General features: G+C 70.1%; 21 protein-coding genes. 15 read left to right on the top strand and 6 right to left on the bottom strand.

Annotated elements, in window-relative coordinates; all coding sequences use genetic code 11:
* Window positions 1–219 precede the first annotated feature (219 nt).
* The 4 genes from BN2660_RS04610 to speB are packed head-to-tail and all read left to right on the top strand — an operon-like array spanning window position 220 to window position 5,811.
* Window positions 220–1,542 (top strand): MFS transporter, encoded by a 1,323-nt coding sequence (locus tag BN2660_RS04610; RefSeq protein ID WP_091227866.1) that lies wholly within the window; start codon window positions 220–222, stop codon window positions 1,540–1,542.
* Entirely contained in the window at window positions 1,539–3,239 is a 1,701-nt protein-coding gene (locus BN2660_RS04605; RefSeq protein WP_091227863.1) for an amidohydrolase, read from the top strand. The genes BN2660_RS04610 and BN2660_RS04605 overlap by 4 nt, the downstream gene beginning before the upstream one ends.
* Before the next feature lie 14 nt (window positions 3,240–3,253).
* Complete coding sequence (locus BN2660_RS04600) at window positions 3,254–4,858, top strand: thiamine pyrophosphate-binding protein (protein WP_091227861.1); 1,605 nt, start codon at window positions 3,254–3,256, stop codon at window positions 4,856–4,858.
* A 2-nt stretch (window positions 4,859–4,860) separates the two neighbouring features.
* On the top strand, window positions 4,861–5,811 hold the full coding sequence (speB, locus tag BN2660_RS04595; protein WP_091227859.1) for an agmatinase: 951 nt from the start codon (window positions 4,861–4,863) through the stop codon (window positions 5,809–5,811).
* Window positions 5,812–5,815: 4 nt separating this feature from the next.
* On the opposite strand, the gene BN2660_RS04590 is transcribed toward speB, so the two are convergent.
* Entirely contained in the window at window positions 5,816–6,619 is an 804-nt protein-coding gene (locus tag BN2660_RS04590; RefSeq protein ID WP_369690534.1) for a serine protein kinase RIO, read from the bottom strand.
* 345 nt (window positions 6,620–6,964) lie between these two features.
* On the opposite strand from BN2660_RS04590, the gene BN2660_RS04585 reads away from it, so the two are divergent.
* Window positions 6,965–8,161, top strand: coding sequence for an MFS transporter (locus BN2660_RS04585; protein ID WP_091227857.1), 1,197 nt, complete (start codon window positions 6,965–6,967; stop codon window positions 8,159–8,161).
* Window positions 8,162–8,362: 201 nt separating this feature from the next.
* On the opposite strand, the gene BN2660_RS04580 is transcribed toward BN2660_RS04585, so the two are convergent.
* On the bottom strand, window positions 8,363–9,280 hold the full coding sequence (locus BN2660_RS04580) for a helix-turn-helix transcriptional regulator (RefSeq protein ID WP_091227855.1): 918 nt from the start codon (window positions 9,278–9,280) through the stop codon (window positions 8,363–8,365).
* A gap of 94 nt (window positions 9,281–9,374) precedes the next feature.
* On the opposite strand from BN2660_RS04580, the gene BN2660_RS04575 reads away from it, so the two are divergent.
* The gene (locus tag BN2660_RS04575; protein ID WP_091227852.1) at window positions 9,375–9,836 is read left to right on the top strand and encodes a DUF3817 domain-containing protein; all 462 of its coding nucleotides are present in this window, start codon (window positions 9,375–9,377) and stop codon (window positions 9,834–9,836) included.
* 16 nt (window positions 9,837–9,852) lie between these two features.
* Here the strand turns inward: BN2660_RS04575 and BN2660_RS04570 are convergent, their stop codons facing one another.
* From BN2660_RS04570 to BN2660_RS04560, 3 genes are all read right to left on the bottom strand, one after another.
* On the bottom strand, window positions 9,853–10,539 hold the full coding sequence (locus BN2660_RS04570) for a hypothetical protein (protein ID WP_091227850.1): 687 nt from the start codon (window positions 10,537–10,539) through the stop codon (window positions 9,853–9,855).
* A gap of 75 nt (window positions 10,540–10,614) precedes the next feature.
* Window positions 10,615–11,358: a uroporphyrinogen-III C-methyltransferase gene (gene cobA / locus BN2660_RS04565; protein ID WP_091227848.1), complete on the bottom strand. Its 744-nt coding sequence runs from the start codon at window positions 11,356–11,358 to the stop codon at window positions 10,615–10,617.
* Window positions 11,355–12,131, bottom strand: coding sequence for a sirohydrochlorin chelatase (locus tag BN2660_RS04560; protein ID WP_091227846.1), 777 nt, complete (start codon window positions 12,129–12,131; stop codon window positions 11,355–11,357). The genes cobA and BN2660_RS04560 overlap by 4 nt, the downstream gene beginning before the upstream one ends.
* A gap of 238 nt (window positions 12,132–12,369) precedes the next feature.
* On the opposite strand from BN2660_RS04560, the gene dnaK reads away from it, so the two are divergent.
* The 5 genes from dnaK to BN2660_RS04535 are packed head-to-tail and all read left to right on the top strand — an operon-like array spanning window position 12,370 to window position 17,833.
* On the top strand, window positions 12,370–14,232 hold the full coding sequence (gene dnaK / locus BN2660_RS04555; RefSeq protein ID WP_091227844.1) for a molecular chaperone DnaK: 1,863 nt from the start codon (window positions 12,370–12,372) through the stop codon (window positions 14,230–14,232).
* 2 nt (window positions 14,233–14,234) lie between these two features.
* Complete coding sequence (locus BN2660_RS04550) at window positions 14,235–14,888, top strand: nucleotide exchange factor GrpE (RefSeq protein WP_091227842.1); 654 nt, start codon at window positions 14,235–14,237, stop codon at window positions 14,886–14,888.
* Between the two features lie 7 nt (window positions 14,889–14,895).
* Window positions 14,896–15,882 carry a DnaJ C-terminal domain-containing protein gene (locus tag BN2660_RS04545; RefSeq protein ID WP_091227839.1) on the top strand — a complete coding sequence of 329 codons (987 nt, stop codon included), beginning with the start codon at window positions 14,896–14,898 and terminating at the stop codon, window positions 15,880–15,882.
* Window positions 15,883–15,927: 45 nt separating this feature from the next.
* Window positions 15,928–16,359 carry a heat shock protein transcriptional repressor HspR gene (locus tag BN2660_RS04540; RefSeq protein WP_091227837.1) on the top strand — a complete coding sequence of 144 codons (432 nt, stop codon included), beginning with the start codon at window positions 15,928–15,930 and terminating at the stop codon, window positions 16,357–16,359.
* A 52-nt stretch (window positions 16,360–16,411) separates the two neighbouring features.
* Window positions 16,412–17,833, top strand: a complete 1,422-nt coding sequence (locus tag BN2660_RS04535) for an FAD-dependent oxidoreductase (protein WP_255305025.1) — start codon at window positions 16,412–16,414, stop codon at window positions 17,831–17,833.
* 43 nt (window positions 17,834–17,876) lie between these two features.
* Here the strand turns inward: BN2660_RS04535 and BN2660_RS04530 are convergent, their stop codons facing one another.
* A complete protein-coding gene (locus BN2660_RS04530; RefSeq protein ID WP_141651236.1) occupies window positions 17,877–18,521 on the bottom strand; it encodes a Pr6Pr family membrane protein in 645 nt (214 codons plus the stop codon).
* 171 nt (window positions 18,522–18,692) lie between these two features.
* On the opposite strand from BN2660_RS04530, the gene BN2660_RS04525 reads away from it, so the two are divergent.
* The 4 genes from BN2660_RS04525 (at window position 18,693) to BN2660_RS04510 (ending at window position 23,847) form a co-directional block, all read left to right on the top strand.
* A complete protein-coding gene (locus BN2660_RS04525; RefSeq protein ID WP_091227828.1) occupies window positions 18,693–19,655 on the top strand; it encodes a carbohydrate ABC transporter permease in 963 nt (320 codons plus the stop codon).
* Complete coding sequence (locus tag BN2660_RS04520; protein ID WP_091227824.1) at window positions 19,652–20,632, top strand: carbohydrate ABC transporter permease; 981 nt, start codon at window positions 19,652–19,654, stop codon at window positions 20,630–20,632. The genes BN2660_RS04525 and BN2660_RS04520 overlap by 4 nt, the downstream gene beginning before the upstream one ends.
* A 35-nt stretch (window positions 20,633–20,667) precedes the next feature.
* A complete protein-coding gene (locus tag BN2660_RS04515) occupies window positions 20,668–22,026 on the top strand; it encodes an ABC transporter substrate-binding protein (RefSeq protein WP_091227820.1) in 1,359 nt (452 codons plus the stop codon).
* A gap of 123 nt (window positions 22,027–22,149) precedes the next feature.
* Complete coding sequence (locus BN2660_RS04510) at window positions 22,150–23,847, top strand: long-chain-fatty-acid--CoA ligase (RefSeq protein ID WP_091227817.1); 1,698 nt, start codon at window positions 22,150–22,152, stop codon at window positions 23,845–23,847.
* Window positions 23,848–23,893 lie beyond the last annotated feature (46 nt).

The following is a 23,893-nucleotide window of genomic DNA, read 5'->3' as shown; positions in this document are numbered from 1 at the left end:
GCTCGCCCACATTCGTCAGATTCCCGCGAACGCACAGCCGCGGTTGCATAACTGCAGCCTAAGACGGGATTGAGAGGATGAGAAGCCCGACGATGCGTGAGAAGGCGATCAGAAGTTCAGTGAATCGACTTTCACGCTGGAGTTCTGGCCTTGTCTCGCCGGCCGCACCTCCGTAGCATCCTTCGCTATCCGACATCTTCCGCAAAGGAGCGGGCACTCATGACCTCCACCCACAGCAAGGCACGACGCGCAGGCATCGCCGCCTTCGTCGGCACCACCATCGAGTGGTACGACTTCTACGTCTACGCGACCGCCGCGGCGCTCGTCTTCGGTCCGCTGTTCTTCCCGAGCGGCGACCGCCTCGCCGAGACCGCGGCCGCCTTCGCCACCTTCGCCGTCGCGTTCCTCGTGCGCCCCCTCGGCGGGATCATCTTCGGCCACATCGGAGACAAGCTCGGCCGGCGTACGTCGCTCGTCATCACGCTGGTCATGATGGGCGCCGCGACGGTGCTCGTCGGCTGCCTCCCCACCTACGAGAACATCGGCATCCTGGCCCCGATCCTCCTGATCCTCCTCCGTGCGGTGCAGGGTCTCGCGGTCGGCGGCGAGTGGGGCGGCGCGGTGCTCATGAGCGTCGAGCACGCCCCCGAGAAGTCGAAGACCTTCTACGGCGGCTTCACGCAGCTCGGCAACCCGGCCGGTGCTCTGCTGGCCTCCGGGATCTTCGCGATCATGTCGCGGGTCAGCGACGACTTCATCATGAACGGCGGCTGGCGCATCCCGTTCCTGCTCTCGATCGTCCTGGTCGGCGTCGGTTTCTGGGTGCGCTACCGCGTCGAGGAGACTCCCGTCTTCGAGGCGAAGGTCGAGGGCCGCAAGCAGTCCATGCCGCTCGCCTTCGCTCTGCGCACCAACTGGCGTCCGATCCTCCTCGGCATCGGCATCCTCCCGATCTCGACCGGTGGGTACTACCTGGCGACCACGTTCGCGACCGCCTACGCGACCGGCGAGCCGATCTCGGTGAGCGAGCAGGTGATCCTCGACGCGATGACCCTGGCGTCCTTCGTCGAGTTCGTCGTGACGCTTCCCGTCGCCTGGCTGGGCGACAAGTGGGGCCGCAAGAACGTCATGTACATCGGTCTGGTCACCTCGGTGCTCACGTTCGTGCCGTTCCTGCTGATCATGCCCGGCCGCGTCGAACCGCTGATCTTCCTGTTCGCGTCGCTCGTGCGCATCGCGATGAGTGCGACGTACGCCCCGATCGCGGCGCTCCTCGCCCAGATGTTCCGCCCCCAGTCGCGGTACACCTCCATCGCCCTCTCGTACGGCGTGGGTGCCGCGCTCTGGGCCGGATTCTCGCCCTGGTTCGCCACGCAGCTCATCGCCTGGACGGGCAGCGTCTGGTCGGTCATCGCGATGTTCGTCGGCATGGCGATCATCGCCGGCATCTGCACCCGACTCGCCCCGCAGCATTCCGACGAGGCTCCGGTCACGGCATCGTTCACCGCCCGCACCGACACGACCGCGAACAGGCTGCCATGAGAAAGCTCACCCCCTTCGACCGCTCGGCGCAGAGTATGCCGCGACTGATCACGGCCCGCGCCATCCACACGGTGGCACCGGATGCCGGTGCGGAGGCCACGCCCGCGACGGCGATGCTGACCGACCGCGGCCGCATCGTCGCGATCGGATCGACGGCCGACTGCGAGGCGGCTGCGGAGCGCGGGGGGCTCACGCCCGAGCGCATCGACCTCGAGGACGCGGTCGTCGTTCCCGGATTCGTCGATGCGCACGCGCATCCGCTCATGTTCGGTCAGCTCATGACCTGGGTCGACTGCGGACCCGAGAAGGCCGGGAGCATCCCCGAGATCGTGGCGCTGCTGAAGGCCGCGGCGGCCGAAGCCCCGACCGACCGCCCGGTGCGCGGCTACGGCTACGAGCAGCGCAACCTCGCCGAGAAGCGGCATCCCACCCGGTTCGAGCTCGACGAGGTCGCGACCGATCGAGAGGTGTACCTGATGAACGCGTCGGGTCATGGCGGGGTCGTCAACTCGTTCACGTTCGCGAAGAACGGCGTCGACCGCGACACCGCGAACCCCGACGGCGGCGAGTACTTCCGTGACGCCGACGGCGAGCTGACGGGCGAGATCTCGGATGCCGCCTGCAACATGCTCACGGGTGTGCACGGCGTGAAGATCGGCCATCACGGCCCGAACTTCCACCTCGCCGACGAGCCCGAGGAGCATCTGCGTCAGCTGGATGCCGCGACGCAGCGCTTCCTCGCGGGCGGCGTCACGTCGATCGGCGACTGCCAGGTCACCCGACGCGAGTTCGACATGTACCTGCGTCTCGCCGAGGCCGGGCGGCTCGAGCTGCGCGTCTCGATGTACCTGCTCTCGCACCTGCTCGACGAGGCGCTCGAGATGGGGCTGGTCGGCCAGTTCGGCAACGCCCACCTGAGCTTCGCCGGCATCAAGCTCTATGCCGACGGCACGCTGGGCGGCTGGACCGCGTACTTCCCCGACGGGTACGTCGGCGACCCGTGCCGCACCGGCCAGCTGTACCACGAGCCCGCCGAGTACACGGCGTTGATCAGCCGCGCGCATGCGGCCGGTCTGCAGACGGCGACGCACGCCCAGTCGCCCACCGCGATCGAGATGGTGGTGTCGGCGATCGAGGCAGCGCTCGAGGAACGCCCCGACGCCGACGCGCGTCACCGCATCGAGCACTGCGGACTGCCGACGCCCGAGCAGATCACGCGCATGGCGGCGGCCGGCATCCGCCCGGTGAATCAGACGCAGCACTACTTCAACTGGGGCGAGGGCGTCGAAGAGGCGATCGGCACCCCGGGTGAGCGCTTCAACCCGCTCGGCGAGTTCGAGCGGGCAGGGGTGCCGATGACGATCTCGTCGGATGCTCCGGTGGCCGAGCCCATTCCGCTCGAGGCGATCCAGACAGCCGTCACCCGCGTGACCCGGCGCGGCCACACCCTCGGCCCGGACGACCTCCGGATCACGGCCGCCGCCGCCCTCCGCGCGCACACCTACGAGGGTGCGGTGTCGATCGGGCGGGAGGACGACCTTGGCTCCCTCGAGGTGGGCAAGTACGCCGACTTCGTTGTGCTGTCGGACGACCCGCTCTCCGTCGCCGCCGAGGACATCGCGGCCATCGCCGTGCGCGAGACCTGGGTCGACGGCGAGCGGCGCCATGCGGCCGTGCTCGCGACGGCCGGGGTCTGAGGGAGGATGCGACCATGACAGCAGACCGCTACGCCGACACCGCGGGCCGCGCCGTGCTCGAGACCATCCGAGGCTACGGAGTCGACGCCGTCTTCGGGATCCCGGGCACCCACAACCTCGAGCTGTACCGACCGCTCGCCGACCTCGGCATCCGCGCCGTCACCAATCGGCACGAGCAGGGGTCCGGCTACGGCGCCGACGGGTGGGCGCAGCAGACGCGTCTCCCCGGTGTGGTGATCACGACGTCCGGACCCGGTCTCCAGAACGCCATGAGCGCGATCGGCACCGCGTTCTGCGAGTCTCGTCCGCTGATCGTGCTGTCTCCCGGAGTGCCGCTCGGGGCCGAATTCGCCGATGTCGGCACGCTGCACGAGACGAAGAACGCCACGGCCATGGTCGGCGCGATCGCCGAATGGTCGCGTCGGGTCACGTCCGCGGCAGAGGCCGTCGAGGCCGTGCACGATGCCTTCACCCTCTTCCGGACCGGGCGTCCCCGCCCCGTGCACATCGAGATCCCCCTCGACGTGCTCGAAGCGGCGGCCGACGTCTCCGCGGAGGCGCGCCGCCCCAGGGCGCTGCCTCCGCGAGCTTCCGGAACCCTCGATGCCATCGCCGAGGCGGCCCGGCTGCTGACGAACGCGACACGGCCGGTGATCCTCGCCGGAGGCGGAGCGACGGATGCCGCGCACGAGATCACCGCTCTCGCGGAACGGCTCGGCGCCCCCGTGCTCACCACGCTGAACGGCAAGGGCGTCGTCGATGAACGGCATCCGCTGTCGCTGGGGTCGAACCTGCGGCTCGCCGCTGCCCGCGCCGTCGCCGAGGACGCGGATGTGCTGCTCGTCGTCGGGTCGAAGCTGGGGGAGGCCGAGCTGTGGGCGCCGACGCTCGAGGCCCGTGGCGCGGTGATCCGCGTCGACATCTCGCCGGCGCAGCTCGACAAGAACCTGACCGCGACGGTCGGCATCCAGGGCGACGCGGCCGCGGTGACCGGCGAGCTCCTCGGCGCGCTGAACGTCGAGCCGCGGGAGGCGCGGAACCTCTCACCCGAGCGTGCGGCGATCGACGCCGAGATGCGCGAGACTGCGCACGACACCGTCGCGCTCGCCGAGATCATCGCCGAGGCCCTCCCCGACGACACGATCGTCGCGGGCGACTCCTCGCAGATCGTCTACATGGCGCTCGGCAGCGTGCTGCGCTCGCCGCGTCCGCACTCGCTGCTCTACACGCCGACCTACGCCACCCTCGGGTACGGCCTCCCGGCCGCGATCGGTGCACGGGTCGCGCAGACCGAGCATCCGGTGGTCACCGTCATCGGCGACGGCGCGCTGATGTTCTGCGTCAACGAGCTCGTCACCGCGGTCGAGCAGCGCCTCGACGTGACCATCGTGTGCGTCGACAACGGCGGGTACGCCGAGATCCGCCAGAACGAGGTCGACCGCGGCATGGCGCCGATCGGCGTCGACCTCGTCCAACCCGACTGGGCGGCGCTCGCCACCGCCTTCGGCGCCACCGGGCGACGGGTGGATCGTCGTGCAGACATCGCAGCGAGCATCCGCGACGCCATCGCCGCCGGCGGGGTGCAGCTCGTCCACATCCCCATGCAGAGACAGGACTGATCATGACCGAGAACGTGGGCCCGATCGACGCCTCCGTGAACCCCCGGTACTCCGGGATCGCGACCTTCGCCCGACTGCCGCGGATCGAGGATGTGCCCCGCGCCGACATCGCCGTCGTCGGCATCCCCTTCGACTCCGGTGTGAGCTACCGCCCCGGCACCCGCTTCGGACCCTCGCACGTGCGCGAGTCGTCGCGTCTGCTGCGGCCCTACAATCCCGCGCAGGACGTGTCGCCGTTCGAGGCCGCGCAGGTCGTCGATGCCGGAGACATCCCGGTCAACCCGTTCGACCTCACCGAGGCGGTGACCGAGGTCGAGCGCGCCGCGCTCGCCCTCGGCGAGCGGGTGCAGCGGATCGTCACGATCGGCGGCGATCACACTGTCGCGCTGCCGCTGCTGCGCGCCGTCGCGGCGAAGCACGGCCCCGTCGCGGTGCTGCACTTCGATGCGCACCTCGACACCTGGGACACGTACTTCGGCGCGCCGATCACCCACGGCACACCGTTCCGACGGGCGAGCGAGGAAGGGCTGATCGACCTCAGCGCGAGCTGCCACGTCGGCACGCGGGGGCCGCTGTATTCGAAGCAGGACCTCGAAGACGACGAGCGCCTCGGCTTCTCCATCGTGTCGAGCGAGTACATCGAGGAGCACGGCGTCGAGGCCGGCATCCAGCGCATCCTGCAGCGCATCGGCGACAAGCCCCTGTACGTGTCGATCGACATCGACGTGCTCGACCCCGCTCACGCACCGGGTACGGGCACGCCCGAGGCGGGTGGTCTCACCAGCCGCGAGCTGCTGCGGATCCTGCGGGCCCTCGGCGAGCGGAACATCGTCGGTGCCGACGTCGTCGAGGTGTCTCCGGCCTACGACCACGCGCAGATCACCGGGATCGCGGCGAGCCATGTGGTCTACGAGCTCGTGTCGCTGCTGGCCGCCAGGATCGCCCGCGACTGACCCGCTACGACGCCGCGAGCATCTCGGCGAAGAGCTCTTCGGCGTCGCGCTCGACCCGACGGCGCGTGAACCACTCGCAGATGTTGACGCAGTCGCGGTGCAGCAGATCCAGGCCCTGCGGGTTGGCGACGATGTCGACGATCTGCGGCAGGTCGATGACGCGCACCCGCCCTTCGTGCACGAGCAGGTTGTACGCCGACAGGTCGCCGTGGGCGAAGCCGGCGGACGCGAAGACGCGCATGAGATCGACGATCTGGTCGTAGAGGCCGCCGAGCTGGGCGCCGTCGGCGCGCACCTGGGCGAGCCGGGGCGCGGCGGTTCCGTCGGCATGCCCGATGAACTCCATCAGGACCTCGCTACCGCTCACCTGCACGGGGTAGGGCACCGGCGCACCGAGCTCCCACATACGGCACAGAGCCTGGAACTCCGCGAAGGACCACTGCGCGGCCGCGACCGCCCGACCGTGCTCCGACTTCCTGGCGAGGGCGCGCGCGTCGCGGGTGTTCCGGGTGGTGCGCCCCTCGGTGTAGACGCCGGAGCGGTGGAAGCTGCTGTGGTCGCTGTCCCGGTACCGCTTCGCGGCGAGCAGCGTGCGCTGCGCGGGGTCGTCCGGCACCGCCCTCTCGAGCAGGAAGACGTCGGCCTCCTTGCCGGTCTTGAGGATGCCGAGTTCGGTGTCGAGCGCACCGGCACTGGTGACCACCCAGGCCGGCCAGGGCAGCGGACCGCGTTCCGACGGGGTGACGGCGGGCCAGGTCGACCAGCGCTGCGCATCGCCGGGCTCGACGTCGGCGAAAGCGGGGATCACGTCGAAAGGCGACGCATCGAAGAGGCGGACGGGCGGGGATGCTTCAGACGAAGCGAAGAGATCAGACACGGTGGGGCTCCGGAGGACGGAGGCCACGCGCGGATCAGGAGCGGGCGGCCTCGAGAGGAAGGATGTCGGCGAGGTTCGCGACAGAGACGGTGTTCATGTCGTCAGCTCCTCTCGCTCGGCCTTCCGGGAGAACCCCGGTGCGTCGTCGAGCCTAGGGCGTCGGTCGGATGCTGTCCAGACCCGGTTCCGCCGTCTCACCGCGCAGTCCGGACGAATGGTCGGATGCCGTGGACGCCCCGTCGGGCGGGTGCAGCCCCGCCGCGGAAGGCTGGAACCATGACGACGACCGCTCCCATACCCGTGACGACCGCCCGCCCGCACAGCATCCGCTACGGCGGGCTCATCGTGCTGATGCTGATGGGCTTCCTGCTCGTCACGGCGGAGTTCCTGCCCAACGGCGTGCTCACCGAGATGGCCGACGCGCTCGGCGTGACGCCGGGCCAGGCGGGACAGACCGTCACGGTGACCGCGCTCGTCGGCCTCGTCGTCGCGCCGACGGTCGGCCTGATCTTCCCGCGGCTCGATCGTCGATCGCTGCTCATCTGGATGGCGCTCGCCGCCGCCGCGTCGAACCTCATCGTCGCGATCGCGCCGAACCTCCTCATCGTGCTGCTCGCGAGGTTCCTCCTCGGGGCGGCGATCAGCGCGTTCTGGGCGATGTCGATCACGGTCGCCGCGCGCCTCGCAGGGCCCGAGCACCTCGGACGCGGTGTCATGTTCACCTCGGCCGGGGTCTCGCTCGCGACGGTCGCGGGCGTGCCCCTCGGCGTCATGCTCAGCGAGGTCGTGAACTGGCAGAGCGTGTTCGCGATCGCCGGGGTGCTCATGGTGCTGCTCGCAGTGGCGCTGCGCTTCCTGCTGCCGTCGGTGCCGGCGGAGCAGGCGTCCAGCATCCGCCTCCTCGTCGACACTCTGCGCAGACCGGGCATCGCACTCGGCATGGTCGGACACGTGCTCGTCGTGCTCGGGCACTTCCTCGCGTACACGTACGTGCGGCTCGCGCTCGAGCGCATCCCCGAGGTGGAGCCATCGACGATCATCCTGCTGCTGGCGCTGTTCGGCGTCGGAGGGCTCGCCGGCAACCTCGGCATCGGATTCGTCATCGACCGGACCTTCGCGTTCTTCGCGGTGGTCGCGCCGCTCGTGATCGCCGCGTCCGTGCTCGCGATGATCCTCCTGTCGGGCTCGGTGCTCGGCATCGGAATCGTCGTGCTCGTCTGGGGCTTCTTCTTCTCGTCGTGGCTGCTCGTGATCAACACGTGGGTCGGTCACCGCACTCCCGACCGTCTCGAAGCGGGAGGAAGCCTCGTCGTGGTGGGCTTCCAGGGCGCGATCACCCTCGCGGCCGGGCTCGGCGGCCTGCTCGTCGACACGCTCGACGTCGAGCTCGTATACGCCCTCGGGGCTGTGATGCTCGTGCTCGGCGCGGTGCTGTTCGGCGCCTCGAACCGCCGGAGCACACGGGCCGTCTGACCCGAGGCCGGTCGCCGGACCCGAGGCCTGTCGCCGGTCTCCCGGAGCACAACTTCGGATGCGGCATCCGACACGCCGTCGCACGATCACCGTGCGCGGCGTGTCGTGTCACACGCTCCGAAGCCGTGCTCGCGGCGAAGCGGCGAACGGGGCGGGCGCGGCGAGCAGGGCGGGCGAAGCGGCCGGGACGGAAGGCGTGGCTCAGGCGGGGACGGCGGTGAGTCGGGATGCGCGCCAGGCCGACGGCGTCATCCCGGTGCGTCGGCGGAAGGCCCGGCTGAAGCCCTCGTCCGAGGCGTACCCCAGCTCGCGCGAGGTCTCGGACACGGAACGGCCCGCGCTCAGCATCCGCTTCGCCGCGTCGATGCGCACCTCGGTGACGTAGTCGGCGGGGGAGCGGCCGATGGCGGCGCGGAAGCGCTCGGCGAACACCGAGCGCGACATGGCGCCGATGCCGGCGAGCCGCTCGACCGTCCATTCGCGGCCGGGCTCGTCGTGGATCGCCTCGACGACGCGGTCGAGGAACGGGTCGTTCGACACCGAGGGCCAGCCGTCGGGCGCGCATCCGTTCGCGGCCCACGCGCGGATGACCGACAGCAGCACCGTCTTCGCCATCATGCGGCAGATGACCAGATCGCCCTGGCGCACCGGCCACGACGGCGGATCCGTCGGGCCCATGCTGCCGGCGAGAGCGGCGGCAGCCGGCTCGAGCGCGTCGAAGGCCATCACCGTGATGGGGTCGGGCAGCATGGCGGCGAGCAGAGAGGCGCTGTCCGAGAACTCGAGGTCGACCACGACCAGCTCGGTGTCGCGATCGGCCTCGAGGGCGAAGGACGTGCGTCCGAGCGTGAGGAACGCATCGCCCGTCACGAGGGTCGACCGCGGCGGGTGCTCGTCGACGGCGACGGTCTGCGATGCCCGGTCGACGTCGAGACGGCATCCGGTCCGGAGGGGCGGATTCCCGTGCACGGCGCCGCGCGCGATGTACACGAGCGCCGCAGAGCCGGCGCTCAGGGGGAGCAGGCCGCCGGTCGCCAGGGTGGCGCGGCGGGCGACCCCGACCCGCAGGTCGACGGTGTCGAGCACGGTCGAGAGGGCTGCGGAGTCGACGGTCACCATGCCTTCGGCAACGCCTGCGGATGCCGGGCTATTCCTCTCCGGGAGGGCATAGGTCGCGTGGATACGCTGGGCGGACACCCACCCGAGGAGTCCCGTGTTCCGCACACCCGACCGTCTGTTCCGTGTTCTCGCGATCGCGGAGGCGATCACGTGGACGATCCTCTTCTCGGCGATCATCGCCCGCGCCGCGGGGGCGCCCGGCGTCGTCGTGACGATCGGCGGCGGCATCCACGGTTTCGTGTTCCTCGCCTACGGCGCCACGGCGGTGCTCGTCGCGCTGAATCAGCGCTGGGGTCTGGGCGTCGCCCTCCTCGCGATCGCGAGCGCCGTGATCCCGTACGCCACCGTCCCCACCGAGATCTGGCTGCACCGCACCGGGCGGCTCGCAGGGCGCTGGCGCCTGGAGCAGACGGACGATCCGAGGGACTCCCGCTGGTTCGACCGGCTGATGCGCTGGTTCCTGCAGCGTCCGTGGATCCTCGCGATCCTGCTGGTCGTGGCGATCGTCGGGCTGTACGTGATCCTGCTGCTCGCCGGTCCTCCCGGCGGCAAGTGAGCGCAGTCGATGACCCTCAGTCGATGACGACCGCGTTCTTGTCGACGACCTCGGCCATGACGGCGGCCACGTCGCCCCCCGTGCAGTCCACGATCACGTAGAGGCCGACGCCCGTGGCGGTGAAGGCGCGGGTCGCCATCATCCACTGCCGCGCGCCTGCATCGCCGACGAGCTGACGGCTCTCGACGTCGGTGTTGCCGCCGACCTGGTAGCTGAATGCCGCGGTGGTCACCGCGGCGGAGATCGCGGACGCATCCGCCTCGCCGAGGATGACCGCGAGCATCGCATCGGAGCTCGCGCTGTCATCGCCCGGCACCGTCGGGACGTCGGGGATGAGTCCCTGCCAGAACTCGGCGGTGCACAGGCCGTCGGCCGTGCCGTAGGTCCACCCGCCGTTGCCGTCGTCCGGCGCCACGGTGGTCCAGCCGTCATCGGCGATGAGGCCGTCTCCCCACTGGACGTAGGCGGTCGCGGGGAGGTCGTTCCCGTCGGCGAAGGTCATGGTGGGCGGCAGGTCGCCGGTCGGCTCCTCCGTCGTGTCGTCGCTCGGCGACGCGGACGGAGTCGGCGCAGGGCCGTCTCCGGTCGACCCGGCGTCGGGAATCTGGGCGTACAGGCACCCGCTCAACGGCAGCACGACGACGGCGACCGCGGCGACGGCGGTGAGACGGAGCAGACGGGAGGCCGGCGAGATGCGCGTCATGCCGGTCAGCCTAGTGCGCGGCGCGGCTCAGCAGGTCTCGATCGGCGGGCCCGATCGGCGGGCCCCAGGCGGCTCTCAGGCGGCGGGCTCGGGCACGGCGAAGGGGCTCAGCGCCACGACGTCGCCGATCACCACCACGGCGGGGGAGCGCACCTGCCTCGCTGCCGCCAGCGCCACGATCGTCGCGAGGGTGCCGACCGTCACGCGCTGCCCGTCGCCGAAGCCGTCTTCGATGATCGCCACGGGGCAGTCGGCGCCGCGTCCGCCGCTCGCCAGCACATGCGCCGAATGCCCCAGTGTGTTCACGCCCATGAGGAGGACGACGGTGTGGTCGCGACCGCCGGGCAGCGTCTGGATCTGGTCGTGGGCGCTGACGACGGTGAAGGTCTCGGCGACGCCGCGCTGGGTCAGGGGGATGCCGGCGAGAGCCGGCACGGCCACAGCGCTCGTGACCCCGGAGACCACCTCGACCCGGATGCCGGCCGCTTCGCAGAACAGCTGCTCCTCGCGTCCGCGCCCGAAGACGAACGGGTCGCCGCCCTTGAGGCGCACGACCCGCCTGCCCGCACGGGCATGGGTGACCAGCAGCTCGTCGATGGCGTCCTGGGTGACGGGGTGGTGGCCCGGGAGCTTGCCGACGTCGATGACCTCGGCGGCGAGCTCGTGCCCCTCCGCCGCGAGCTGGGCGAGCACCGCGCGGGCCCCGAGCCGGTCGGCGACGATCACCTCCGCCTCCTGCAGCGCGCGCAGCCCGCGCAGCGTGAGCAGGCCCGCGTCGCCGGGCCCCGCGCCGACGAGGGTGACGGCGCCGTCGGTCATGCGGGCTGGGCCTCAGCGCGAGCACCAGCGCGAGCGTCGGCGCGAGCACCGGAACGAGCACCGCCGCCGAGCAGGGCCTCCGCGTCTTCGTATCGCCCGACGATGAGGTCGACGAGCGCGGGCGGCACGCTCCCGCCGTCGAGCAGCGGCGGGGTGATCGCGCGGCCCGCTGCCTGACGGGCGGCCAGGTCGAAGAAGTAGCCGTGCGCCAGCAGATAGGTGGAGACGACGGCGTCGGGGCGCGCAGCGAGTGCGGCGGGCAGGTCGGGCTGCCGGGCGGCGAGGTACGCGAGCTCGACGGGGCGCTCGAGGCGATCGGCGAGCAGCGCGGCCATCGTCTCGGCGTCGGTGAGCGAAGCGGGGTCGCGCGAGCCGGCGACCGCGAGGATCACCGGAGCGTCGGCCGCCGGCGGCTGCGGCGAGGCGGATGTCGTCGCGGGTGCTGCCTGGAGCCTCTCGGCGAGGACGGCCGCGAGGAGCGCATCCGGTCCGAGGGGCGCGGCGACGACGGCATCCGCCTTCCCCGCGGCCGTGCCGTGCAGGTCGTGGTGCACGTGGAAGCCCCGCGACAGCAGCAGGGGGACGATCACGAGAGGGCCGTCGATCGTGGGGACGACGTCAGCGGCGTCGGGCTGCTGCACGTCGACGAACGCGCTGCGCACCTCGACGTCCGGCAGCGTGGCGGCGACCGCGTCGACGAGGTCGGCGATCGCGCGCGCCCCTGCGGCGTAGGACGTGCCGTGCGAGACGGCGAGCAGTGTGGGGCGGGTCATGCGGCGACTGTAGAAGGACTGTGTGTCCTGAGTGTTTCGAATTCGTGTCGCAACGCTGAGCGGATGTCGGACCGGAGTCGTCGCGAACCGGCATCCGACACCGACTTGAGCCGCGGCGTATCAACTTTGTTTGACAGTCGCGAGTCATCGGCGTACAGTTGAGCCATCGCGACTCAGCTTTCTGCAGTCGCCGCAGATTTCCCCGATCAACCGCAACTTCAGGAAAAAGGAGAATCACATGGCACGTGCTGTTGGAATCGACCTCGGTACGACGAACTCCGTCGTCAGCGTCCTCGAGGGTGGCGAGCCGAAGGTCATCGCCAACGCCGAGGGCTTCCGCACGACCCCCTCGGTGGTCGCCTTCACGAAGGACGGCGAGGTGCTCGTCGGCGAGACCGCGAAGCGCCAGGCCGTCACGAACGTCGACCGCACCATCGCGTCGGTCAAGCGCCACGTCGGCACCGACTGGTCGTTCGACGTCGACGGCAAGAAGTGGACGCCGCAGGAGATCTCCGCGCGCATCCTCCAGAAGCTCAAGCGCGACGCCGAGTCCTACCTGGGTGACACCGTGACGGACGCCGTCATCACCGTTCCCGCGTACTTCAACGACGCCGAGCGTCAGGCCACCAAGGAGGCCGGCGAGATCTCGGGCCTCAACGTCCTGCGCATCATCAACGAGCCCACCGCGGCCGCCCTGGCCTACGGCCTCGACAAGGGCAAGGAGGACGAGCTCATCCTCGTCTTCGACCTCGGTGGCGGAACCTTCGACGTCTCCCTCCTCGAGGTGGGCAAGGACGACGACTTCTCCACGATCCAGGTCCGTGCGACCGCGGGTGACAACCGCCTCGGCGGTGACGACTGGGACCAGCGCCTCGTCGACTACCTGATCAAGCAGTTCAAGGAGACCACCGGCGTCGACGTCTCGGGTGACAAGATCGCCCTCCAGCGCCTCAAGGAGGCCGCGGAGCAGGCGAAGAAGGAGCTCTCCTCCTCGACCTCGACCAGCATCAACCTCCCGTACCTGTCGCTGACGGAGTCCGGCCCGGTGTCGCTGAGCGAGACGATCACCCGCGCGAAGTTCGAGGACCTCACGAAGGACCTCCTCGACCGAACCAAGAAGCCGTTCGAGGATGTCATCCGCGAAGCCGGCATCAAGGTCGCCGACATCGACCACATCGTGCTCGTCGGTGGATCGACGCGTATGCCCGCCGTCGCCGAGCTCGTCAAGCGCGAGACCGGCAAGGAGGCCAACAAGGGCGTCAACCCCGATGAGGTCGTCGCCGTCGGTGCGGCCCTCCAGGCCGGTGTCCTCAAGGGCGAGCGCAAGGACGTCCTGCTCATCGACGTCACGCCCCTCAGCCTCGGCATCGAGACCAAGGGCGGCATGATGACCAAGCTCATCGAGCGCAACACGGCCATCCCGACCAAGCGCAGCGAGACCTTCACCACGGCAGACGACAACCAGCCGTCCGTCGCGATCCAGGTCTTCCAGGGCGAGCGCGACTTCACTCGCGACAACAAGCCGCTCGGCACCTTCGAGCTGACCGGAATCGCCCCGGCCCCCCGCGGCATCCCGCAGATCGAGGTCACGTTCGACATCGACGCGAACGGCATCGTGCACGTGTCCGCCAAGGACAAGGGCACCGGCACCGAGAAGTCGATCGTCATCTCCGGCGGCTCGTCGCTGTCGAAGGAGGACATCGAGCGCATGGTGCGCGAGGCCGAGGAGCACGCGGCCGAGGACAAGGCGCGTCGCGAGGCCGCCGAGGTCCGCAACCAGGCCGAGACCCTCGCCTACTCGATCGAGAAGCTGATCACCGAGAACGACGACAAGCTGCCCGAGGACGTGAAGACCGAGGTCAAGGCCGACGTCGACGCTCTGAAGACGGCTCTGGCCGGCGATGACGACGAGGCCGTGAAGACCGCGTTCGACAAGCTGAACCAGTCGCAGTCCAAGATCGGCGAGGCCATCTACGCCTCGTCGCAGGCGGACGCCGGTGCCGGCGCTGCTCCCGAGGGTGAGACCCCGACCGGTGACGCCTCCTCCGACGAGGACGTCATCGACGCCGAGGTCGTCGACGACGAGGACGAGAAGAAGTAATCATGACGGACAAGAACTTCGAAGGCCAGAACTCTGAGCCCGACGAGGTTCGCAGCGAGGGGTCGGATGCTCAGGCATCCGGCCCCGCGCCGCAGAACCCGGACTCCCGCGAGGCGCAGGCCGCCGAGGGGTCGGACGAGACTCCGGTCGACGCCGCACCCGACGACCTCACGGTCGACGACATCCTCGGCGCGACTCAGACCGGAGAGGCAGCGGCAGAGGATGCCGTCCTCGCCGACCTCGAGTCGACCCTGCTGAACGACCTCAAGCGACTGCAGGCCGAGTACGCGAACTACCGCCGCCGCACCGAGGAGCAGCGCCAGGTCGAGATCGAGCGCGCGAAGGGCGAGGCCGCCAAGGGCCTCATCCCCGTGCTCGACGATCTCGACCGCGCCGCTCAGCACGGTGATCTCGTCGAGGGCACCCCCTTCGCCGTGATCGCCGACAAGGTGCGGGTCGTCGTCGAGCGCCTCGGAGTCGTCTCGTACGGCGAGAAGGGCGAGGAGTTCGACCCTCAGCGTCACGAGGCCATCTTCCAGCAGCCCACTCCGGGCACCTCGAAGACCACGGTGCTCGAGGTCGTCGAGGTGGGCTACCGCCTCGGTGACGTCGAGCTGCGTCCCGCGAAGGTCGTCGTCGCTGTACCTGCCGAGTAGGTGATCGATGGCTAGCCAGGACTGGTTCGACAAGGACTTCTACAAGACCCTCGGGGTCTCGAAGGACGTCACCGACGCCGATCTCAAGAAGACGTACCGCAAGCTGGCCCGCAAGTACCACCCCGACTCCAATCAGGGTGACGAGAAGGCCGAGGCCAAGTTCAAGGAGATCAGCGAGGCCTACTCGGTGCTCTCCGACGCCGAACAGCGCAAGGAGTACGACGAGATCCGCGCCATGGGCTCGGGCGCTCGCTTCACGGCGAACGGCTCGGGCGCGGGCTTCGAGGACGTGTTCAGCCGGTTCGGTCAGCAGGGCCGCGGGCAGCAGCAGTCCGCCGACTTCGAGGACATCTTCGCGATGTTCAACCAGGGTCAGGGCGGCTCGTTCGGCTCCGGCCGTTTCGGCCAGCCGTCCGGCGGGTTCCGGGGCTTCGGCGGTCCGCAGAAGGGCGCCGACGTCACGGCTCGCACGACCCTCGACTTCGCCACCGCGGTGCAGGGCGAGACGATCACCCTGCAGGGTGAGGACGGCAAGCCGTTCAAGGTGAAGATCCCGGCGGGCGTCGCCGACGGTCAGAAGATCCGGCTTCGCGGTCGCGGTCGGCCGTCCCCCGACGGGGGCGACAGCGGCGACATCGTGGTGCAGATCGCGGTGCGCCCGCATCCGGTCTTCACCCGTGAGGGGCTGAACCTGCGCGTGGTCGTGCCGGTGACGTTCACCGAGGCGGCCCTGGGGGCGACCATCGAGGTCCCCACCCTGGGCGGCGACACGGTGAAGCTGAGGGTCGCTCCGGGAACCCCGTCCGGGCGCGTGCTGCGGGTCAAGGGGCGCGGCGTCACGACGGCCAAGGGAACCGGCGATCTGCTCGCCGAGCTCCAGGTCGCGGTGCCGTCGCATCTCGACGACGAGGCGCGCGAGGCACTGGAGAAGTTCCAGGCGCTCGAGCCCTCGGAGAACCCGCGCGCCGACCTCATGGCCAAGGCGCGCCGATGATGAGCACCGTGATGGCGGACGCGAGCACCGGAGAGGAGGCATTCCATGGCTGACCAGCGCATGGATGCCGACACCCCGGTGTTCGCGATCGCCGTCGCGGCACGTCTCGCCGGCATGCATCCCCAGACTCTCCGGCAGTACGACCGCATCGGTCTCGTCGTTCCGGGCCGCACGTCCGGCGGCTCCCGGCGCTACTCGTCGCGGAACATCGAGCAGCTCCGCGAGGTCGCCCAGCTCTCGTCGGAGGGCATGAGCCTGCCCGCGATCGCTCGTCTCCTCGACCTCGAGGACGAGAATCGGATGCTGCGGCGCCGCGTCGCCGAACTCGATGCCGCGCTGCGTGCGGAGCGGGAGAACCGTCCGGGCGTCCGCGTCTTCGCCGCAGGGTCTTCCGGCGTCGTGCCGATGCCGGGGGGCCGCCGCATCCGCCGATCCACCGATCTCGTCCTCTGGCATCCGGGCAGCGGCCGAGACTGACGTCGCGGCGGCATCGCCCACCCGCGCGCGGTATCGTTGCGACACGATGAGGATGACGCGTCGCACTCTGCTGATCGGCGCCGGCGCCGGCGTCCTGGGAGTGCTGCTGGCCTCCTGCACGCCCGAGCCGGTGCCCACTCCCACGCCCGATCGGTCGCCGACCCCGCAGCCGACGGGCGACGCGATCACGCCGGCCGCCTTCGCGCGGAGCTCGTGGACGACCGATCCGTTCGCGCTCGGTGCCGCGAGCTTCACTCCCGCGGGCACGCAGGCCAGCGCGCGCGAAGCCCTGGCTGAACCGATCGAGGAGCGTCTGTTCTTCGCCGGCGAGGCCACCGACACCGACGCGCCGGGCACACTGGCCGGCGCCCTGCGATCGGGTGAGCGAGCGGCTGCCGACGTGCTTCGCGTCGCTCGCGACGGCGAGCGCGTCGCCGTGGTCGGCGCGGGACTCGCCGGGGCCGCCGCCGCGGCACGCCTCACCGCCGCCGGCGCCGTCGTCACCGTCTTCGAGGCGCGGGATCGCATCGGCGGCCGCGTGCATTCGGTCGCAGACGAGGCCGACTGGCCCTTCCCCGCGCAGATGGGCGGCTGGCTGCTCGGCGCACCCGACGACGACCTCCTCGAGACGCTCGACGCCCTCGATGTGCGCGCGGTCGCCCTCAGCGGGGCCGAGTGGCGCTCTGCCGAGGGCGACGTCTCCGCAGCATCCGTCGACCCGGTGCTCTCGGCGATCGACGCGGCTCAGCAGCTCCCCGCCGACGAATCGATCGAGGAGGCGCTGACCCTGGCAGGACTCGATCCGGCGGACCCGGCGCTCGCTGCGCTGCTGGCCTCTCTCGCGGCGTCCAGCGGCGCGGACGCGTCCGCGGCCTCCGCCTGGTTCCCGCCGGCTTTCCCGCCGGAGGAGCGGACGGCTCCACTCGGCGATCTGCGCCCGATCCTCGACGGCCTTCTCGACGGCGTGAAGGTGAGCCTGTCGTCGCCGGTCGGAAGAGTCGCCTACGACGACGAGGGCGTGAGCCTCGGCATCGCGACGGGGGAATCGCTCTCCTTCGACCGCGTCGTCGTCACGGTGCCGCTCGGCGTGCTCAAGTCCGACGGCCTCCAGTTCGCCCCCGCCCTGCCCTTCGGGCATCGGGGTGCGATCGCCGACCTCGGCATGGGAGCGATCGAGACGGTGTGGCTGCGCTTCGACGAACCGCTCAGGTCGACACCGGCGGGTCAGCCCGAAGAGGGCACGGGCGCGGATGCCGAGACCGACCCCTCCGCGGCGCCCGCCGTCTGGCACGTGGTGGGCGGCGACGCGCTGATCCGCACCTGGTTCGACCTCGCGCCGAGCACGGGTGAGAACATCGTCGTCGGCATCGTGGGCGGCGAGGCGGCCGCCGCGTTCGCCGAGCTCGACGACCGGCAGGCGCGCGAGGCCGCGATCGCCGCGCTCGCGCCGTTCATCGACGCGTCGCCGGACTGAGCCGAGGTCACGGCTCGCCTCGCGTTCGCGGCTCGCGTCGCGTTCACGCGGTCGGGCGCTCGCGACGGTGCCGCTGAACCCTGCTGCCGAACACGATCACCGTCGCGACCAGGGCGAAGATCGCGAGCGCGACCCCGCTCGTGAGGAAGAACTCCGGCGGGCCGGACACCTGCCTCGGGTCGAGGAAGTAGTACGGATACCAGCCGACGGCCGGTCCGCGCCAGAGAGTCACCCCGCCCCAGGCGAGGGGGAACGCGAGCGCGGACGGCACGACCCACCACGGCACGGCTCGGTGCCCGGGGGTCAGAATCCAGGCGACGGCCGTGCACACCGGCAGGTAGAAATGGAGCACCAGATCGGACCACGGGACATCCACGCGGATGCCACGCAGGCCCGCCTGCCAGACGATCAGCGCGAACGCGAGCCCGGCGGTGATCGTCCAGGTGAGCACCAGGGCCAGAGCGACGCTGAACCAGCGCGGATCGGTGGCGCGGGTCACAGCGAGCACGGCCCCGACGAGCAGCACGACCACCAGAGCGCAGTTCGACTGGACGGTGAGGTAGGCGAAGAAGTTCTCGCCCGCGATCGTCTGCGAGCTCAGGCCCCAGAACAGGCGGTGCACGAGGGCGACGGCGCACACGCTCGCCGCGGCCAGGCGCAGCGCGCCGAAGACCGCTCGCGCCCTCACCGTCGACTCCACCTCTTCCCGGCCCACACGGACCACCGAGCCCTGCGAATCGGGCCATCCGGCGAGTCTACGGAAGGCCCTTCGCGTCGGCGCGCCGCACCTCCGAATCACAACCGCCGGGGAGAAGCAAGCCCCAACCGCTTTCGGGAGAAGCGCTTCTACATTCACGACATGTCGTCCTCCTCCGCGGCACGCGATCGTGAGCGCAGCCTCGAGCGCGCTCGTCGGGGCAAGGTCTCCTACAACCGCCGCGAAGCGATCGCGGGCTATCTCTTCATCTCCCCCTGGATCATCGGGTTCCTGGTCTTCACGGCCGGCGCGATGATCTACAGCCTGGTCATCTCGTTCTCCTCGTACAACCTCGCGACGGGCGCGGCCAAGCCGGTCGGGCTCGCGAACTACGAGAACCTGTTCGAGGACCCGAGGGTCGCCACCTCGCTCGCGAACACGCTGTTCTACGTCGTGATGGCTGTGCCGCTCGAGATCATCGTCGCTCTCACCCTGGCGATGCTGCTCGCCAAGGTCGGACGCGGTGCCGGAGTCTTCCGCACCCTGTACTACCTGCCGAAGATGACACCGGCCGTCGCGACCGCGGCCATGTTCTTCCTCCTCCTCAACGGCAACACCGGCGCCGTCAACCAGTTCCTGCGCCTGTTCGGGATCGAGGGGCCGCAGTGGCTGGTCGACCCGGCCTGGGTCAAGCCGAGCATCGTGCTGATGACCCTGTGGGCCGTCGCGGGAACGATGGTGATCTTCCTCGCCGCTCTCAAGAACGTGCCCGTCGAGCTGTACGAGGTGGCGTCGCTCGACGGTGCGGGTCCGGTGCGTCGGTTCCGCAACATCACGCTGCCGATGATCTCCGGCGCGATGTTCTTCAACGTCATCGTCCTGTCGATCGCGGCGTTCCAGATCTTCGACCAGGCATACATCCTGTTCTGGCGCGACCAGAGCAACTCGTCGCCCGAGGCGTCGCTGTTCTACGCGATCTATCTCTTCCAGCAGGCCTTCCGGCAGTTCGACTTCGGCTTCGCCGCGGCCATGGCCTGGCTGCTGTTCGTCATCATCATGATCATCACGGTCATCCAGGTGAAGTTCGGCAATCGATTCGTCTACTACGAGGCGGACAACCGATGAGCACCTCCTACCGCCCGCTTCCCGCGGTGCCCGATCGCAACGGCGACGAGAACCGCGAGCCCGACATCGAGACGGCCCTCGTGACGGTGCCGCATCGCAGCCGCGGCACGTCCCGTCGTCGTCGCGGGGCCTACAAGGGCAGCCTCGTCGGCCGCATCCTCCGCACGATCGCCCTGGTGGCCTTCGCGCTGCTGTTCCTCTACCCGTTCGTCTGGCTGCTCGCGGCGAGCCTGAAGCCCCGGGGCGAGGTCTTCGACAACTCGCTGATCCCGAAGACCTTCATGCCCGAGAACTACATCGAGGTCTGGAATCAGCTGCCGCTGCTGAGCTGGGTGTGGAACAGCGTCGCCATCGCGTTCCTCGCCGCCGCCGCCGTCGCGATCTCGAGCTCCGTCGTCGCCTTCGGCTTCGCGTACTTCCGTTTCCCCGGCCGCAACATGCTCTTCGGGCTCGTCCTCGCGACGATGATGCTGCCCGGTGCGGTCACGATGATCCCCATCTACCTGATCTGGAAGGAGACGGGGATGCTCGGCACGTGGGTGCCGCTGTGGGGGATGAACCTCTTCGGCTCCGCGTTCTACATCTTCCTGCAGCGCCAGTTCTACCTCGGCCTCCCGCGCGACCTCTTCGAGGCCGCTCGCCTCGACGGCGCGAGCTACTGGGGACTCTTCTGGCGCATCGCGATGCCGTTGTCGATCCCGTCCTTCGTCATCGTGTTCCTGTTCGAGTTCCAGGCGAGCTGGAACAACCTGCAGTCGGCGCTGATCTACCTCAACGCCGGTTCGCCCGAGGACTTCACCGCCCCGCTCGGCATCGCCTACGCGATGACGAAGTACAGCCCGACCGCCGGCGGGCACGGCGACTACCAGTACGTCATGGTCGCATCCCTGATCGTGACGCTGCCGATGCTGCTCCTCTTCGCCTTCGGGCAGAGGTACTTCATCGAGGGCGTCGCGACCCAGGGACGCAAGGGATGAACGGCGCCCCCGCGCCGCAGAAGAGAGGAAATCACATGCGCAGGACACTCGCAGCAGCGGCGCTGGTCACCGCGTCCGTCGTGGTGCTGGCCGGATGCGGATCAGGCGGCGATGAACCCGCCGCCGACGCCGACTTCACGACCGAGCCGGAGGGCGCCGTATCGGCGTGGGGATTCGAGAACGCGGATGACGTCGGTCAGGCCCGGATCGACTATGCGGCGGAGCAGCTGAGCGGCGTCGAGGTGGATCTCGACGCGACGGCGTTCGACGCCCAGAAGTTCACGACGCGCATCGCCAGCGGCGACGTGCCGGACGTCGTCCAGATGGACAGGCGCTACGTGACCACGTATGCCGCACAGGGGCTCATCATGCCGCTCGACCAGTGCTTCGAGGCGCAGGACGTGTCGCCCCGCGATCACTGGTACCCCGCCGTCGTCGACGACGTCACGTACGACGACGCCGTCTGGGCGGTGCCGCAGTTCTACCAGCCGCCGGCCATCCTGCTGAACAAGGCGGTGCTCGACGAGGCGGGGGTCACGGCCGAGCAGATCGATCCGTCGCAGCCCGACGTGCTGCTCGAGGCGATCGGCAAGATGTACCAGGAGTCGAACGGCGTCCCCACGCGGCTCGGGTTCGACCCCGTCGCCACGGGCCAGAGCGGACTGTGGATACTCGCGACCGGCGGCCAGCTCAACGACGAGGAGGGGGCGCCGACCCTCGACGATCCCTCCAACGTCGCCGGCATCGAGCTGCTCAAGGAGATCACCGACGCCCAGGGCGGCTTCGCGGCCGTGAAGAGCTTCACCGACTCGTTCGACGCCTTCGGCGACAACAACCAGTACGTCGCAGGGCAGGTGGGTGCGCAGGTGAACAACCAGTGGTACCCGAACGTGCTCTCGCCGTACGTCGACCAGGTCGAGCTCGCGGCGGTGCCCTTCCGCAACTCCGACGGCGAGCCGTTCACGGTGGCGTCGGGCACGGCGTTCGTGGTCCCGGCGGGCGCGGCGAATCCCGCCGCGGCCTGTGCCTGGATGATCGCGCTCACCTCCGACGACGCGTGGATGGCGGCCGGCGAGGCGCGTGCGGAGACACGGGAGGCCGACGGCGGCATCAACACCGGGCTGTTCACCGGGTCGCCCCAGCCCGACCAGGCGATCCGCGACCAGTGGGTCGTCGAGAGCGGCAATGCGGGCTTCGACCAGGTCATCGCGACCTACTATGACGTCGTCGCCGACGGGGAGTCGTTCGGATCCTCTCCCGCAGGTCAGGAGATCCAGGACGAGCTCAACAACGCCGTCACCGCCGCTCTGCTCGGCGACAAGTCGGCGGAAGATGCCCTGGCGGACGCCCAGCAGGCCGCGATGCGGGCCTACGAGAAGGCGACCGCGGGCTGATCGCCCGGCCCGGCGCGCCACCGCCTCCGGCGCGCCGGGCCGGCATCCGGCCTTCCCCTAGGTGCACGGCGGCCCTTCCGCAACCCGGATGACGCGGTCGCCGCGCCGGGGCAGGATGGAGTCATGGCCGTCAATCCCTACGACTCCCGCCCGTGGCTCGACTCCTATGCAGACGGGGTGCCGGCGGAGATAGAGACGCCGACGCAGACGCTGCCGGAGATGCTCTCCGCCAGCGTCGCGACGTACGGTCGCAGGCCCGCGCTCGAGTTCTTCGGCGCCGTCACGACCTACCGCGAGCTGGGCGCGCTCATCGCGCGCGCCGCGGAGGGGCTCCGTCGCCTGGGCGTCGGCAAGGGCGACCGTGTCGCGCTGGTGCTGCCCAACTGCCCTCAGCACGTCGTGGCGTTCTACGCCGCGCTGCGACTCGGTGCCATCGTCGTCGAGCACAACCCGCTCTACACGGCCAGAGAGCTGCGGCATCAGTTCGAGGACCACGAGGCCAAGGTCGCGATCGTGTGGGACAAGACCGTCGACACGATCGCGGACTTCCCGTCGGATCTCAGGGTCGAGCACATCGTGAGCGTCGACATCACGGCCGCGATGCCGCTGTCGACGCGGCTGCTGCTCAGGATGCCGGTACCGAAGGCGCGCGCGTCGAGGGCGAAGCTGACCGGGGCCCCGGCGGCGCGACGCGCGATCCCGTGGAAGAAGCTCGTCGACCACCGTCCGCTCTCGCGGCGGGTCGAGGGGCCCGAGCTCGGCGACACGGCGCTGCTGCAGTACACCAGTGGGACCACGGGCGACCCCAAGGGCGCGATCCTCACGCACGCCAACCTGCGCGCGAATGCGATGCAGGGTCGGGCGTGGGTACCGGGGCTCATCGACGGCGAGGAGACGTTCTACGGTGTGCTGCCGCTGTTCCACGCCTACGGCATGACCCTGTGCCTGACCTTCGCGATGAGCATCGGCGCGAAGCTCGTGCTGTTCCCGACCTTCGACCTCGGTCTCGTCACGAAGGCCGCACGCACGAGTCCGCCGACCTTCCTCCCCGCCGTGCCGCCGATCTACGACCAGCTCGCCCGCGCGGCGTCGCGGGGGACCATCGACCTCTCGACGGTCCGCTTCGCCATCTCCGGCGCCATGAGCCTGCCGGTCGCCACCGTGCAGCGCTGGGAGGAGGCGACGGGCGGCCTCCTCGTCGAGGGGTACGGCATGACCGAGAGCTCGCCGGTCGCACTTGGGAACCCGATCGGCACGAGCAGGCGTCCCGGCACGGTCGGTGTGCCGTTCCCGAGCACGGAGATCCGCGTCGTCGACCCCGCGGACACCGATGTCGACCGGCCGATCGGGGAGCCGGGTGAGCTCCTCATCCGCGGTCCGCAGGTGTTCCAGGGGTACTGGCGTCGGCCGGGCGACACCGCCGACGTGCTGCTGAAGGACGGGTGGCTCCGCACGGGCGACATCGCCGAGGTGTCGGCCGACGGCTTCGTCACGATCGTCGACCGGCTCAAGGAGCTGATCATCACGGGCGGCTTCAACGTGTCGCCCAGTGAGGTCGAGGACGCCCTCATGGCGCATCCCGATGTCGTCGGGGCCGCAGTCGTCGGACTTCCGCGAGCGAGCGGTGGCGAGGAGGTCGCGGCCGCGGTCGTTCTCCGCGACGGGGCGACGCTCGACACGACGGCGCTGCGCGACTTCTGCAGGACGCGCCTCACGCCGTACAAGGTGCCGAAGCAGATCACCGCCGTCGACGATCTGCCCCGCTCGCTGATCGGCAAGGTGCTGCGCCGCCAGGTCAGGGACCGGATGCTCGCGGACTGACCCGGCGCGGTCTCGGTCGGACCGCAGACCTTTCGGGGCTCCTGCT

The organism is Microbacterium sp. 3J1, assembly GCF_001049495.1.
Classification (GTDB): domain Bacteria; phylum Actinomycetota; class Actinomycetes; order Actinomycetales; family Microbacteriaceae; genus Microbacterium.
The sequence above is the reverse complement of the archived record's forward strand: the minus strand, read 5'-3'. Positions and strand labels throughout refer to the sequence as shown.